The organism is Rhodanobacter umsongensis (genome assembly GCF_042654965.1).
Taxonomy (GTDB): Bacteria; Pseudomonadota; Gammaproteobacteria; order Xanthomonadales; family Rhodanobacteraceae; genus Rhodanobacter; species Rhodanobacter umsongensis.
Genome location: NZ_JBHSMK010000002.1, coordinates 304,658 through 318,486 on the forward strand (window position 1 = coordinate 304,658; position 13,829 = coordinate 318,486).

Consider the following 13,829-nt stretch of genomic DNA (forward strand, 5'->3'; position numbering starts at 1 on the left):
GGCATTATCGCATGGAACCGGCCCGCACCGAGTCGTGGATACCGCACGGGCGCCGTCGACCTGGACAGGCGCCCGTGCTGTTCATGGGCAGCCGGGCCGGCTACTTGCCGTCCGGCAGGGTCAGGCCAATGAAGTTGCTCTGATCGCCGCGCCGCACCAGCAGCAGCACGGTGCCGCCTGCCTTCACGTCTTTGGTCGCCGCCTGGAACTGGGCCACGCTGCCGATCTTCTGCTGGTTGACCATCAGGATCACGTCACCTGCCTGCAAACCGGCCTGCGCGGCCACCGGGCCGGTGATCTCGCTGATCACCACGCCCTGCCCCGACTTCAACTCCAGCTGCTTGCGGGTGTCGTTGTCCAGCGGCTGGACGGTGAAGCCCAGCGCGGTCGAGCCGCTATGGCCTGGCGACATGGCGCCTCCCTGATTGTTCACCGCGCTCTGGTCGCGCGACGCTTCACTGATGGTGACATCGAGCGTCTGCTTCTTGCCGTTGCGAAGAATTTCCACCGGAACCTTGCTGCCCGGCTTGGTCATGCCCACCAGCGGCGGCAGGTCCGCCGCCTGCTGCAACACCTGGCCGTCATACGAAAGAATGATGTCGCCGGGCTGGATGCCAGCCTTGGCGGCACCGCTGTCGGGGCTGACGTCGACCACGGCGGCACCTGCGCCATTGTCGAGCTTGAAAGCCTTGACGATGTCGTCATCGACCTGCTGCATGGTGACGCCGAGCATGCCGCGCGACACGTAGCCCTTGCTCTTGATCTGCTGCACGGCGCTCATCGCCACATCGATGGGAATCGAGAACGACACGCCGAGGTAATCGCCGGTGTTGGAGTAGATCTGCGAATTGACACCGACGACGCGACCCTGCAGGTCGAACAGCGGGCCTCCGGAATTGCCCCGGTTGATCGGCACGTCGGTCTGGATGAAGGAGGTATAGGGCTGGTCACGCTGGCCGAGGTTGCGCCCCACCGCGCTGACGATGCCCTGGGTCACGGTGTAGTCGAAGCCGAACGGCGAGCCGATCGCCAAGACCCACTGACCCGGCTTCAGGTTGCGCGAATCGCCGATGCTTACCGCAGGCAGGCTGCCGCCGGCATCGACCTTGAGCAGTGCGATGTCGTAGGTGGGATCGGTGCCAATCACCTTCGCGGTGAGCGTGCGCCGATCCTGCAGCCGCACGGTCACCTTGTCCGCATGGTCGACCACATGGTTGTTGGTGAGGATGTAGCCGTCCTGCGAAATGATGAAACCGGAGCCGAGCGAGGTGTGCTTCTGCTCCTGCGGCGACGGCATCATCGGCATGCCGAAGAAGCGCCGCAGTATCTCGGCCTGCGGATCGTCCGGCATGCCCTGGCCCGGCATGACCTGACCGCCGATGCTGCGGTTCGGGCCCTGCTTCTCGCCGGTGTATTTGGCCTCGACGTGAACCACCGCCGATGCATTTTTCTGCACGATGCCGGTGAAGTCGGGCAAGCCCGCGGCAACAGGCGGCGACGGTTGCGCCTGCACCGCGTCGACGGTGGCGCAACCGAGCAACGCGCAACAGGCTACGGTGCGCAAGATGAGATGTTTCATGACTCCTCCTCAGTGGACTAACAGCCGACATCCGGGCTGATGGTTGACTTCAGTGGCTTGCGCCGAGTCCTCGCCGGGCGCGCGCCATCGACCGGAGCGGCGGTCGATGGCGGTTGAAGCAGAATTGCAGCGGGCCGCGGGCAATCACACGCGAACTCGCCTTATTGCGCGGCGGTGGCCTGACGCGCAGTGCCCGGCGCTACTTGTTGCGACGGGTCGAGCAGCAGCAGGTAGCTGCCGTCGTCGTTGTCGAGCGTGCGATAGCGGTGCATCGACGGATAGGCCGACAGACGCCGCCCGTAGGCTGGCTGATTCGGCCCGAACGGCGCACCCAGCGTCGCCGAAGCTTGCTGACTGAGCAGTCCGGCGGAGTTCCCGCTCAACCACGGCGGTACGGCAGCAGGCATGGTCGACTTGACTGCCGACGCGGCCACGGCGACGGCACTGCCCTGCCGGGCGGTCGACGCGGTCATGCGCTCGGCATCCCCGGTGGGCTGACCGATCATCAGGGCGGCGGCGGCCACGCTGGCGGCGATCGCGCCACCGGTCGACCAGCGCAGCCAGTGGCTGCGCCGGGATGCGCCAGCCGGCGCCGACTCCTCGCTGATCGCCTGCATCACCCGCTCTGCAAAGCCAGCCGCAGCCATTGGCGGCAACTGCTGGCGCAGGCTGTCGCGGGCCAGGTGATAACGCGTCCAGGTTTGCTGCAGCGCCGGGTCGTGATCGAGCCGGCGCAACAGAAAGCGGAGCTGTTCTTTCGACAACTCGCCATCGATACCGGCGGAAAGGCTTTCCGGGACATTGGGATCAATGTCGGCCTGATTGCCTGCCTGATTCTTGCCTGCCTGTTTCATGTCTGATCCTCAGCGGTCCGACAACAGAGGCCGCAGCTTTTCGTCAATGGCTTCACGTGCCCGGAAAATGCGCGAACGCACCGTACCGATCGGGCAGCCCATCGCGTCGGCGATCTCGTCGTAACTGAGGCCATCCACCTCGCGTAGCGTGATGGCTGTCCGCAGCTCTTCGGGCAGGGCTTGGACAGTGGAAAATACGGATTGTTCAATTTCCTGGCGCATCAGTTCGCGCTCGGGGGTGGCGCTGTCGTGCATGCGCTCGGCGCCGGCCATGAACTCCGCATCGTCCGCATCGATATCACCCGCCGGCGGGCGCCGCCCCATCGCCACCAGATGGTTCTTGGCGGTGTTCACCGCGATCTTGTAAAGCCAGGTATAGAACGCGCTGTCACCACGGAACGAGCCGATCGCCCGCCACGCGCGGATGAATGATTCCTGCGCGATGTCTTCGCACTCGGCATGGCTGCGTACATAGCGTGACACCAGCCCGATCACCTTGTGCTGGTATTTGCGCACCAGCAGGTCAAAAGCTCGCTTGTCCCCGCCCTGCACCCGCTCGACCAGCGCGCGATCCAGTTCGTTTTCGCCCATCCGGGCCGTATCCGTCGTCAATGCCGTCATCCGCTGCGGAAGCTGTTTTGAACTGAACGCGGCGCTCAGACCGCAGTTCGGCGCCCGAGTTCAGCCTCTTGAAGGGTATCGCCCCACGATAGCGCACAGCCTGTTGGCTGATTGTCATATCCGACCGGCATCCCGAACCATGGGCCCGGTTCAGTTATGGGGGCGGCGGGCGGCGGCTCAAGCCGGCTCGGCGACGCGCCCTTCCAGCAGCCGCTGGCGTTCGGCCAGCAATTTGTCGAAGCTGACCGGCTGCAGCGGCCGACAGAACAGATAGCCTTGCAGCTCATCGCAGCCGTGCGTACGCAGAAATTGCAGATGCTGCTCGATCTCCACGCCCTCGGCCACCACCGCCCGCTTCAGCCGATGGGCCATTTCGATGGTGGCGCGAACGATCGCCTCGTCGTCGGGATCCACTCCGATATTGCGCACGAAACTCTGGTCGATCTTGATGCGATCGGCCGGCAGCCGGCGCAGATAGTCCAGCGAGGCCGCGCCGGTGCCGAAATCGTCGATGGCGATATGACAACCCATGCGATGCAGCGCGTGCAGATTCTCGACCAGATTCGGCGCGGTCTTGATGCTGATGCTTTCGGTGATTTCCATTTCCAGCAAGGTCGGGTCGAGGCCGGTTTCGCGCAGCACCGTGGCCACCGTTTCCATCAGTTGGGGTTCCATCAACTGCACCGCAGAGAGGTTCACGCCGAGACGCAAACGCAATCCGTAACGCTCCTCCCATTCCCTCGCCTGGCGGCAGGCGGTGCGCATGACCCACTCGCCGATCGAGACGATCAGCCCACTCTCTTCGGCCAGCGGTATGAACACCGCGGGACTGATCATGCCCAGCTCCGGATGCTCCCAGCGGACCAGCGCCTCCATGCCCACGATGTCCTCGGTTTCGGTGTTGACCTGCGGCTGGTACACCACGCGCAATTCGCCGTTGCCTTCGGCGTGACGCAGACGGGACTTCAACGCCATGCCGTGCTCGCGGGCGTACTCCGGGCTCACTTCGTAGATCTGGAAATTGTTGCGACCGAGGTGCTTGGCCGCATACATCGCCTCATCGGCATGCTTGAGCAGGGTCTGTGCATCGCCGGCGTCATCGGGGAAAAAACTCAGCCCCATCGACGCGGTCACCTGCAGCTCGGTGCCGTCGTCGAGGTAGAGCGGCGTCTCCATCACCTGCACGATCTTCTCGGCCACGCGTGACACGTCATCGTTTTTCACGATATGGCGCAGCACGATGGTGAACTCGTCGCCGGCGTAACGCGCTACTGTGTCGGAGGCACGGATGCTGCTGCACAGGCGCTGCGTGACTACGCGCAGGACCTGGTCGCCGGCGGCGTGACCATAGGTGTCGTTGATCGCCTTGAAGCGGTCGAGATCGACGAACAGCACCGCAAAGCACTCGCCGTTGCGGGTCGCCTCACGGATGATCGTGTCCAGTCGGTCGTTGAACAGCAACCGGTTGGGCAGGCCGGTCAGCGCATCGACCAGCCCCTCCGCACGGCCCTGCTCGCGCGTGCGGCCCAGTTCCAGCATCTGGGCAAAACGGGCAGCGGCGCAGCGCAGCACCGGCTCGACGATGCCCATTTCACCGAATCCCTTGCGGCAGCCGGCCAGCATCGCGCCGAGTACCGTATGGCGTTCGTCATACAGCGGCAAGCCGGCAAAACCGTTCAGCTCAAGCTGCTGCACCAGCGGGTCGCCCGGCGCCAGCCGCCTGGCATCGACGCGGTACAACATCGGCTTGCCAGCCAGCACCAGCTGCAGCGAGCTCTGCAACTGCGCGGGCGGCCATGCCGGTTCCCCGCCGTTCCACAGCTGTAGAAGCTGGGTCGGCATGTCGGCGCCATCCTGGCGCGCTGACCAGACCGCGAGGTAATCCAGACCCAGTTCGTCGAACAACAGGCGGCCCGCGGCGATCTGCGCGTCCACGCCACTGGTCGAGGCAAATATCCGTGACAGCAACGACAGTGCGGCCTCCGCGCGCAGGTCGGCGCGGTCGCTGCGAAACATCAGGGCCAGCGCGTCGCGCGCGCCATGGCGGATGCGCCGCACGCTGGCCTGGCCGGTGTCCACGCCCTGCGACGACTTGCGCTGGCACGGATGCCAGCTGCGGTCGGCATCAGCCAGAACTTGCGCGATCGCGATACCCTCGAAGCGCAATACATCGGACAGCAGCAAACCTTCCCATTGACTGGCGTGCAGTCGGCTGTGGCGGGCCAGCGTAGGGCTGACCTCGAGCAGGCGATGGGTTTGCGCATCGGCGATCAGCCATTCGCTGTCGCCTTCGTCGAACGCGTAACGGTAATCCTCGATCACCCCGGCGATCGGCAAAGGAGTCGCCCTGGACGACGCTTTCTTGCCTGCCTGGGAACGCCGCCAGCGCGGCACCAGCTCGGTGGCGATCTGCGCGGCCGAGAGCCAGTCGGTGATCCCGGCCGGCAAGTCGGCGGGGCTGAGCGAGGTTTCGTTGTCGAGTACCGCCAGGAGCGGTGTTTCCGCCCCGCCGGGCAGGCGGCGCAGGTGCTCGCAGCAACTTCGCGCCTGCTGCTCATCGCCTTCCAGCACCGCCACCATCAACTGCAGCGGCGGCAGCGGCGGGCGCCCTTCCAGCAGGATCGCCGCGTGCTGAAGGTTGCGTGCGCTGTGGATCGGCGAATAGCCCGCCTGGTCCAGCGCGTCGAACAGGTTGCGCCTCAACTCGCGCTGTGCTGCCACCACCAGGATGCCGGAGGTCATCGGTTTGCGGACCTCATGAGAGCCAGCGGCCGTCGCGCAGGCGCAGGCGCCGGGGCTGGCTATCTTCGCTACCCAGGTGCGTGGCCAGCTCGCCCAGATGTTCGGTCAGCGCCGGCGGCGCGTCGATCAATACGACCCGGCGAAGATAATCCTTGGGGGCACGGGCAAGTTGGCGCAGCAAGGTGGCGTCCATCGCCGACAACGGCAGTTCCAGCCCGAGCAGGAAGTAGACGCCGAAATGCATGCTTTGCTGCATGTAGCGCAAGGCATTTCCCAGTCGCTGGCAATCAGGCACCCGAACATGCGCATCGCGCAGACTGCCCAGGCCGGTGTCCGGTTGCCACAGATATACCGCCTGGCCGGAATGCCGCGCGAGCACCCGGAACTGGCCGATCAGCGTATGCACGTCCTTGCTGTCCAGCACGACCAGGCCGCTGGGCGCCGCCAGGATCCGATCGAAGACATCGGCACCGGCTTGCGGTGGAGCGGAGGCCATTGCGGAAGTCATTGCGTCCCCGTCCTGCGTCGGCGGTAATGCCAGGTGAGATCGTCACGCCTGCGATCGACTGGCCTGTCGGGCGCTGCCCGGCCGTTGCCTGGCCCATTGAACCACGGTGCGTTATTCCATTGTCAGCGTGGGTCCGCCATGGATCGAACTCCGGTCGACCGGTTCTGGCGGGTTGCCGTGGCGCTCACGAGGGTGATTTCACACTGGCGCCACGGTGTGGTCAAGCAAGCCCGTCACATCTCGCAATCAAGGCGGCGGAAAGGTATGGTTCGGGCTTCCCCCACCACGCCTTTACGCCCATGTTCGAAGGATTGCGCTTCAACCACTGGAAGACCGGCGAAGGTGACGACGGCATCGTCACGCTGACGCTGGATCGCGCCAACAGCAGCGTCAACGCGATCTCGCGTGCGGTGCTGGACGAGCTGGAGCAGATCGTCGAGCGGCTGGCGATCGACAAGCCTCCCGGCGTCATCATCCATTCGGCGAAGCCGGCGGGGTTTGCGGTGGGAGCCGACATCAAGGAATTCGTCGAGTACGCCCGTCACGACACCGTGCGGGAGAACATCGAGCACGGTCAGCGTGTATACGAATCGCTGGCGCGCCTGCCCTTCCCCACGGTGGCGGCGGTGCATGGCGCATGCATGGGCGGCGGCACCGAGCTGATTCTTGCCTGCCGCCACCGCATCGCTGCCGACGACGACAAGACCCGGATCGCGTTGCCGGAAGTGATGCTCGGCATCCACCCGGGCTGGGGCGGCACCGCACGCCTGCCGCGCCTGATCGGCGCCACCGAGGCACTGCCGATCATGCTCACCGGCAAATCGCTGTCGGCCAGGCGCGCGCTCGGCCTGGGCATGGTGGACCGCGTTGCGCGCGCCGACGAACTGCTGGCCGAAGCGCGGCTGCTGTTGCGCCACGCACCGCAACACCCGTTCGGGCGACGCGCCAAGGCGTGGGCCAGCAACACCTGGCTGGCGCGGCAGCTCCTGGCGCCGATGATGCTCAGGCGGACCGCCGCCAAAGTCCGCAGGGAGCACTACCCCGCTCCGTTCGCGATCATCGATGTATGGAAACGCGGCGGCTCCGGTATCCAGCAGCGGTTGAAGATCGAAGCGCGTTCGGTGGCGAAACTGGCGAAGACGCCGACCGCGCAGAACCTCATCCGGATCTTTTTCCTGCAGGAGCGACTGAAGGGCCAGGGCGGCGGTGCCGATCACGGCATCAAGCACGTGCATGTGGTCGGCGCTGGCGTGATGGGTGGCGACATTGCCGCGTGGGCCGCATTCAAGGGTTTCGATGTGACCCTGCAGGATCGCGGGATGACATACATCCAGCCTGCGCTGGATCGCGCCCGCCAGCTGTACGAGAAGAAGCTGAAGACGCCGGAGAAGATCGAGGCTGCCGTACGCCGGCTGCGCGCCGATGTGGAGGGAAGCGGCCTGGCTTCGGCCGATCTGGCGATCGAGGCGATCTACGAGAACGCCGAGGCGAAGCGCGAGTTGTACGCGAGGATCGAGCCGCAGTTTCAGGCCGCCGAGATTCTCGCCAGCAACACGTCCAGCATTCCGCTGGACGAACTGCGCCGCAACCTCGCCGCGCCGCAGCGCTTTCTCGGCCTGCATTTCTTCAACCCGGTGGCACAGATGCCGCTGGTCGAAGTGGTGCGCCACGATCAGCTGGATCCGGCGATCGAGAAGCGCGCGCTTTCGTTCTGCAAGGCGATCGGCAAGCTGCCGGTCGCGGTCAAGGGCACGCCGGGCTTCCTGGTCAACCGCATCCTGATGCCCTACCTGCTGGAAGCGATGCGCCTGTACAGCGAGGGCGTGCCCGGCGCCGTGCTGGATCGCGAGGCGAGGAAGTTCGGCATGCCGATGGGGCCGATCGAACTGGCCGATACGGTGGGCCTCGATGTCTGTGCGTCAGTCGGCAAGGAGCTTGCTCCGTTCCTGGGCCTGACGGTGCCGCCCGGGCTGGATGAAAGGCTCGCCGCGGGCAAGCGTGGCAAGAAGGATGGCCAGGGCATCTATGTCTGGCAGGACGGCAAGCCGCAGAAACCCGAGGTAGACAAGGACTATGTGATGCCTCCGGACCTGCAGGACCGCATGATCCTGCCGATGGTCAACGAGGCCATCGCCTGCCTCGCCGATGGCGTGGTCGACGATGCCGACCTGCTCGATGCGGGGGTGATCTTCGGCACGGGTTTCGCGCCATTCCGGGGCGGCCCGATCCAGTACGCCCGGAGCGAGGGCACGGACAAGCTCAAGGCGAGACTCGAACAGCTGGCCCAGCGCTACGGCGACCGCTTCCGGCCGAAGAACGGCTGGAGCCATCCGGCGCTGTCGCAAGGCGGGCCGGACAGGCCGGACGCTCCCGCGGTCTGAACCGCACCATCGCCCAACCGCTCATGCAAAAACGCCCGGCATCGCCGGGCGTCCCTCTTTATGCAGTCGGCGATGTCGTCCGGGCGACAGCCGCGCTCACCACATCAGGTCTCCGGGCACGCCATCGTCTTCTGCGCCGGCTGTCCCCGGCTCGATCAGGAGCGCGACCGGGTGAGGATCGATGGCACGTACCTGCTCGGCAATTTCGCGACTGACCAGCAGGTAGCGTCCCGCCTGCTGCACCACGCCCAACTCGCCGGCGTTGAGTGCGACCCATTGCGCGGCATCGACATGCACCCGACGGATCTTGCCGCCGTATTCGAAATTGCGCGGCTGATCCGCGTCGGCCTTGTTCAAGGCATGGCCGTCGAGCAGTTGCTGGATTTTCAGCTTGCGCTCACGCCGCAGCCGCGCCTGCTCGGCGGCCTCCTGCTCGATGCGCTTGCGCTCGCTGGCTTCGGTCTGCGCCCGCATCGCATAGGCTCGCGCCAGGTCGATATCGTCCTGTCCCTTCGGCAGCCGCGGGGCCGGCGGCTGCGCGTGCGGCTTGCCGGCTTTGTGGCCCGGCTTGCCGGACTTCGGCGCACCCGGCCGCTTCGGCTCGCGTACGCGGTCCTGTTGAACCTGTTTGACGATGCCGCTTTTGAGCAGCTGATCGCGCAGGGAATCGGCCATGCTGATGTTCCGTGATCGGTGAGGTGGGATCAGTAATGGGGCGGCGGTGGCTCGTTGTGCGGATCGTCCACCTGCGCCACGCGCATCGAGGACAGTTCGCCACGCAAATCGCGCATGGCGCGCTCCAGCACCGCGATCCGCTGCGACTGATCCGCATCCGCCGCCGTCAGGGCCTGCACCGCCTCATCGATGAAGGTCAGCTTGACCTCCATCTCGTCCAGTCGCCGTTCCAGCGCGTCGCCCGACGTGCTCATCGGTGAATCCGCAGGCTGCGCCCACGCCCAATGCCGTAGTACGCCAGACCTGCTTCCTCCACGGTAGCCGGGTCATACAGGTTGCGGCCATCGAAAAGGGCCGGCTCCGCCAGCGTCGCGCGGATGCGCGCAAGGTCCGGACTCCGGAACGCCTTCCATTCGGTGATCACAGCGAGCACGTCGGCCCCTTGCAGGGCGTCGTAAGCCTGGTCGCAAAGCACCAGATCGTCCCGATCACCGTAAAGATGATGCGTCTCCCCGCGCGCTTCCGGATCGAACGCACGAACCTTTGCCCCCGCATCCCACAACGCCTCCATGAGCCGGCGGCTGGGCGCCTCGCGCATGTCGTCGGTATTGGGCTTGAACGCGAGACCCCACAGCGCCACCGTCTTACCCGCCAGTTCACCGTTGAAGTGATGCGAGATCATTTCGAACAGCTTGGTCTTCTGCTGCCGGTTGACGGCCTCGACCGCGCCGAGCAGAAGCGCCTCGTAGCCGTAGCTGTGCGCCGTGCGCTCCAGCGCCTGAACGTCCTTGGGGAAACACGAACCGCCGTAGCCGGCGCCGGGGTAGATGAAGTGATAGCCGATTCGGGGATCCGAACCAATGCCCTGGCGTACCAGTTCCACATCGGCGCCAACGCGCTCGGCAATGTTCGCTATCTCGTTCATGAAACTGATCTTGGTAGCCAGCATGGCGTTGGCGGCGTACTTGGTCAGTTCGGCCGAACGCTCGTCCATCACCACCATGCGGTCGTGATTGCGGTTGAACGGCGCGTACAGCTTGTGCAGCAGCGCGACCGCGCGGTCGCTCGACGCGCCCACGATGATCCGGTCGGGGCGCAGGCAATCCTCGACGGCCGCACCTTCCTTCAGAAATTCGGGATTGGACACCACATCGAATTCGATCGCGGCGTGGCGCGCGGCCAGCTCGGCAGCGACCGCGGTACGCACGCGATCGGCGGTGCCCACCGGTACCGTGGACTTGTTGACCACAACGGCGTAGCGGTCCAGATGCCGGCCGATGGTGGCCGCCACCGCCAGAACGTATTGCAGGTCCGCACTGCCGTCCTCGTCCGGCGGCGTTCCCACGGCAATGAAGATCACATTGCCATGGGCGATCGCCGGAGCTGCGTCCACGGTGAACTCAAGCCTTCCGCTGGCATGGTTCTGCCGCACGATCGCTTCCAGACCCGGTTCGTAGATGGGAATCTCGCCGCCTCTGAGGCGCGCGACCTTGGCCGCGTCGATATCGACGCAGACCACGTGGTTGCCCATTTCGGCCAGGCACGCGCCGGTGACGAGTCCGACATAGCCGGTGCCGAAAATGGTGATCTTCATCATGCTGCCACAACTCCCTGGAACGTCAGCCGCGTATTCTATCCGTGCGACGGATAACGGAATACCGCTGACGGTTTCGTGAAAAGCAGAAGGGCGCGAATTGCTTCGCGCCCTTCTGCTACCTGCGGTGATGGAACCCCGCGGCGTTTTTCTACTTGCTGCCCGGGGCCGCACCAGCCGGCGTCGGGCCTGTCTTGACCAGGGTGACGTCGAAGATGAGCGTGGCATTTGGCGGCATCGGCGGCTGCGGCTCGGCACCGTAAGCCAGCGAGGACGGAATGAACAGCTTGTAGTGTCCACCGACCTGCATCAACTGCAGACCTTCGCGGAAGCCCGGGATCACGCCAGCCAGCGGAATCTTGGCGGCGCCGCCACCCGGATGCTTGGCGGAGGCATCAAACACCTGGCCGTCGACAAAGGTGCCGGTGTAGTTGATCTCGACCGTGTCGTTCGGGCCCGGGCGGGCGCCCGTGCCCTGGCTGATCACCTGGTACTGCAGGCCCGACGCCGTGGTCTTGACACCAGGAGCGGACTTGTTCTTGGCCAGGAAAGCGTCGCCTTCGGCCTTGTTCTTGGCGCCGAGCTTGGTCATTTCCGCTTGGTACTTGGCCTGGATCTTGGCCATGAAGGCATCGTGCACCTGCTTGGCTTCGGCATCGCTCATGGTCGGCTTCTGGCCGGACAGGGCGGCCTTCACCGCATTGGCAACCGCGTTCGGGTCCAGTTCGTCGCGCATGATCGGCGGAACCTGGGAAGCAATCTCCCAACCCACAACGTAGCTGGCCTTGGCTTTGTCGACGGTGCCGGCAGCGCCAGCCGTCTGGGCGGAGGCGCCCGCCGTGATGCCCAGCGCAACGGCCATCGCGACCGCCGTCAGCGTGGGACGCAGAAAGTGCTTCATTCGTAACTCCCTCATGTATGGATATGCCGGCATTGCCGACCGGGCCCCCCCGATGGGGGCAGGCCTCGCATTGTGCGGTGCTTGTCCGGTCTTGGCAACGATTCGGGGCTCTGACCGTCAATCGGCACAAAGGTTCACCGGAGCCCCCTTTTTCAGTCGGAACCGCCGCCAGGCAATGGGGGCTTGTCCAGGGTCTCCTTGAGCGCCGCCTGCAGCCGCGCGTGCATCTTCACCAGGCTTCGCCACAGCACTACCGCCAGCACGATACCGACGACGATCAGTGACATTGCGATACCGCGTGGCGGCAGGATCGCCGAGCCGAGCGCGCTGACCAGCACCGCCAGCGCCAGCAGGGTCACCAGCGGGATCACCCGCGCCAGCACATTGCGGATCGCCTGCGTATAGGCGCCGGCAAACCGTTCGCGTATCCCGAGCTCGGCCAGCAACATGCCCAGCGCCTCGGCCTTGCGATAGATCGCGATCAACATCGGCAGCGACAGAAACAGCGCGCACGCCCAGATCAGGGTATGTCGCAGGTCGCGGTCGATACCCAGCATCGAGAACCAACTCCAGCTTTGCCCGTTGACATAGGCACCAATGACAAACAAGGTCACCACCAGCAGCACATTGATCGCGATATGCCAAAGCAGTCGACGGAATATCGCCGCGATGGCTGCGTTCTCGCTGACCGGCTTGAGGTTTTCCAGCCAGCCGCTGTAACTGGTTGCCACCAACCGCACCGGACGCGGCGTCAGCCGGCGCAGGCCATCGGTCAAGGCGTCGGCGGAGCGATTCAGATAGGGCGACGTCGCCATGCACAGCACCGAGACCGCCACGGTGATCGGGTAGATGAAATCGCTGATCACACCCAGTGAGAGCCCCAAAGTGGCGATCACGAACGAGAACTCGCCGATCTGCGCCATGCCCAGCCCCGTCCGCAACGCGATGCGCGGGTCGTGGCCCGTCACGAAAACCCCGAGACTGCATGCCAGCGTCTTGCCGACGATCACCACCACCGCGACAAGCAACGCCGGCAGCGCGTACTGCAGCAACATCGAGGGATCGATCTTCAGGCCGATAGCTACGAAAAACAGCGCGGCAAACATGTCGCGCAACGGCTCCACCAGATGCAGCACCCGCGCCACGCTGCGCGATTCGGCAACCACCGCGCCGGCCAGGAATGCGCCCAGCGCCACACTGAAACCCATCCACGCAGCAAACAGGCTGGCGCCGAAGCAGATCCCCAGCACGCTGACCAGCAGGGTTTCATCGCCTCCAAAACCCGCCACGTAGTCGACCAGGCGCGGCAGCAGCAACAGCCCGAGAATCATCCCGACGACGATGAACAAGCCGAGGTGGCCGACCAGCGCGAGTGCGGTCTCCGCCTGTACCGAGCCACCGATCGCCACCGCGGTCAACAGGGTCAGCATGACGATCGCCAGCATGTCCTCGGCCACCAGCAGCCCGACTACCAGTTGTGCAAACGGTCGATGCCGCTGTCCACTTTCGCTCAAGGTGCGCGTGGCGACCATGGTCGATGACAGCGAGATAATCGCGCCGAGAAACAGCGCATCCATGCCGCTCCAGCCGAATAGTCCGCCGATGCCGTAGCCGATCCACAGCATCAGGCCGACTTCGCCCAGCGCCACCGCCAGCACGCCGATGCCGACCTCGCGCAGCTTGCGCACACTGAACTCCAGCCCCAGCGTGAACATCAACAGCACGACGCCGAGGTTGGAAATGTCGTCGATCGCCCGCGGATCGGCGACCAGCATGCCCGGCGTATGCGGACCGATCAGCACACCGGCAAGGATGTATCCGAGCAGTACCGGCTGACGCAGTCGCTGGAACAGGATCGTGGTGGCACCGGCAACGATCATCACCATGGCAAGATCGCGAATAAAACCAATTTCGTGCATGCCTGGACTCTTCAATCACCCATCGTCACCGCAGCTTAAACGAACCGGGAGTGAC

General features: G+C 65.1%; 11 protein-coding genes. 1 reads left to right on the forward strand and 10 read right to left on the reverse strand.

The window, feature by feature from the left end; all coding sequences use genetic code 11:
• Positions 1-100: 100 nt before the first annotated feature.
• The 5 genes from ACFPME_RS01410 to ACFPME_RS01430 form a co-directional block, all read right to left on the reverse strand.
• Entirely contained in the window at positions 101-1,579 is a 1,479-nt protein-coding gene (locus tag ACFPME_RS01410) for a Do family serine endopeptidase (RefSeq protein WP_377301293.1), read from the reverse strand.
• Positions 1,580-1,740: 161 nt separating this feature from the next.
• Positions 1,741-2,433, reverse strand: a complete 693-nt coding sequence (locus ACFPME_RS01415) for a sigma-E factor negative regulatory protein (protein WP_377301296.1) — start codon at positions 2,431-2,433, stop codon at positions 1,741-1,743.
• A 9-nt stretch (positions 2,434-2,442) separates the two neighbouring features.
• Entirely contained in the window at positions 2,443-3,024 is a 582-nt protein-coding gene (gene rpoE / locus ACFPME_RS01420) for an RNA polymerase sigma factor RpoE (RefSeq protein ID WP_377302805.1), read from the reverse strand.
• Positions 3,025-3,231: 207 nt separating this feature from the next.
• Positions 3,232-5,796 carry a putative bifunctional diguanylate cyclase/phosphodiesterase gene (locus ACFPME_RS01425; RefSeq protein WP_377301298.1) on the reverse strand — a complete coding sequence of 855 codons (2,565 nt, stop codon included), beginning with the start codon at positions 5,794-5,796 and terminating at the stop codon, positions 3,232-3,234.
• 13 nt (positions 5,797-5,809) lie between these two features.
• A complete protein-coding gene (locus tag ACFPME_RS01430) occupies positions 5,810-6,304 on the reverse strand; it encodes a hypothetical protein (protein ID WP_377301300.1) in 495 nt (164 codons plus the stop codon).
• Between the two features lie 299 nt (positions 6,305-6,603).
• Between ACFPME_RS01430 and ACFPME_RS01435 the strand changes: the two genes are divergently transcribed.
• The gene (locus tag ACFPME_RS01435) at positions 6,604-8,685 is read left to right on the forward strand and encodes a 3-hydroxyacyl-CoA dehydrogenase NAD-binding domain-containing protein (RefSeq protein WP_377301302.1); all 2,082 of its coding nucleotides are present in this window, start codon (positions 6,604-6,606) and stop codon (positions 8,683-8,685) included.
• A gap of 96 nt (positions 8,686-8,781) precedes the next feature.
• Here ACFPME_RS01435 and ACFPME_RS01440 read toward each other — a convergent pair whose 3' ends face one another.
• From ACFPME_RS01440 to ACFPME_RS01460, 5 genes are all read right to left on the reverse strand, one after another.
• Positions 8,782-9,360, reverse strand: coding sequence for a DUF2058 domain-containing protein (locus ACFPME_RS01440; RefSeq protein WP_377301305.1), 579 nt, complete (start codon positions 9,358-9,360; stop codon positions 8,782-8,784).
• A gap of 29 nt (positions 9,361-9,389) precedes the next feature.
• Positions 9,390-9,614, reverse strand: a complete 225-nt coding sequence (locus tag ACFPME_RS01445; RefSeq protein ID WP_377301307.1) for a SlyX family protein — start codon at positions 9,612-9,614, stop codon at positions 9,390-9,392.
• Complete coding sequence (locus ACFPME_RS01450; protein ID WP_377302807.1) at positions 9,611-10,954, reverse strand: UDP-glucose dehydrogenase family protein; 1,344 nt, start codon at positions 10,952-10,954, stop codon at positions 9,611-9,613. Before ACFPME_RS01450 ends, ACFPME_RS01445 begins: the two co-directional genes overlap by 4 nt.
• Positions 10,955-11,105: 151 nt before the next feature.
• Positions 11,106-11,855 carry an FKBP-type peptidyl-prolyl cis-trans isomerase N-terminal domain-containing protein gene (locus ACFPME_RS01455; protein ID WP_377301309.1) on the reverse strand — a complete coding sequence of 250 codons (750 nt, stop codon included), beginning with the start codon at positions 11,853-11,855 and terminating at the stop codon, positions 11,106-11,108.
• Positions 11,856-12,007: 152 nt separating this feature from the next.
• Positions 12,008-13,774, reverse strand: coding sequence for a cation:proton antiporter (locus tag ACFPME_RS01460; protein ID WP_377301311.1), 1,767 nt, complete (start codon positions 13,772-13,774; stop codon positions 12,008-12,010).
• Between the last annotated feature and the right edge of the window lie 55 nt (positions 13,775-13,829).

Coding starts and splice junctions, on each gene's coding strand:
- ACFPME_RS01410 (WP_377301293.1), bottom strand. CDS start 1,579: ATGAAACATCTCATCTTGCGCACCGTAGCCTGTTGCGCGTTGCTCGGT.
- ACFPME_RS01415 (WP_377301296.1), bottom strand. CDS start 2,433: ATGAAACAGGCAGGCAAGAATCAGGCAGGCAATCAGGCCGACATTGAT.
- rpoE (WP_377302805.1), bottom strand. CDS start 3,024: ATGGGCGAAAACGAACTGGATCGCGCGCTGGTCGAGCGGGTGCAGGGC.
- ACFPME_RS01425 (WP_377301298.1), bottom strand. CDS start 5,796: ATGACCTCCGGCATCCTGGTGGTGGCAGCACAGCGCGAGTTGAGGCGC.
- ACFPME_RS01430 (WP_377301300.1), bottom strand. CDS start 6,304: ATGACTTCCGCAATGGCCTCCGCTCCACCGCAAGCCGGTGCCGATGTC.
- ACFPME_RS01435 (WP_377301302.1), top strand. CDS start 6,604: ATGTTCGAAGGATTGCGCTTCAACCACTGGAAGACCGGCGAAGGTGAC.
- ACFPME_RS01440 (WP_377301305.1), bottom strand. CDS start 9,360: ATGGCCGATTCCCTGCGCGATCAGCTGCTCAAAAGCGGCATCGTCAAA.
- ACFPME_RS01445 (WP_377301307.1), bottom strand. CDS start 9,614: ATGAGCACGTCGGGCGACGCGCTGGAACGGCGACTGGACGAGATGGAG.
- ACFPME_RS01450 (WP_377302807.1), bottom strand. CDS start 10,954: ATGAAGATCACCATTTTCGGCACCGGCTATGTCGGACTCGTCACCGGC.
- ACFPME_RS01455 (WP_377301309.1), bottom strand. CDS start 11,855: ATGAAGCACTTTCTGCGTCCCACGCTGACGGCGGTCGCGATGGCCGTT.
- ACFPME_RS01460 (WP_377301311.1), bottom strand. CDS start 13,774: ATGCACGAAATTGGTTTTATTCGCGATCTTGCCATGGTGATGATCGTT.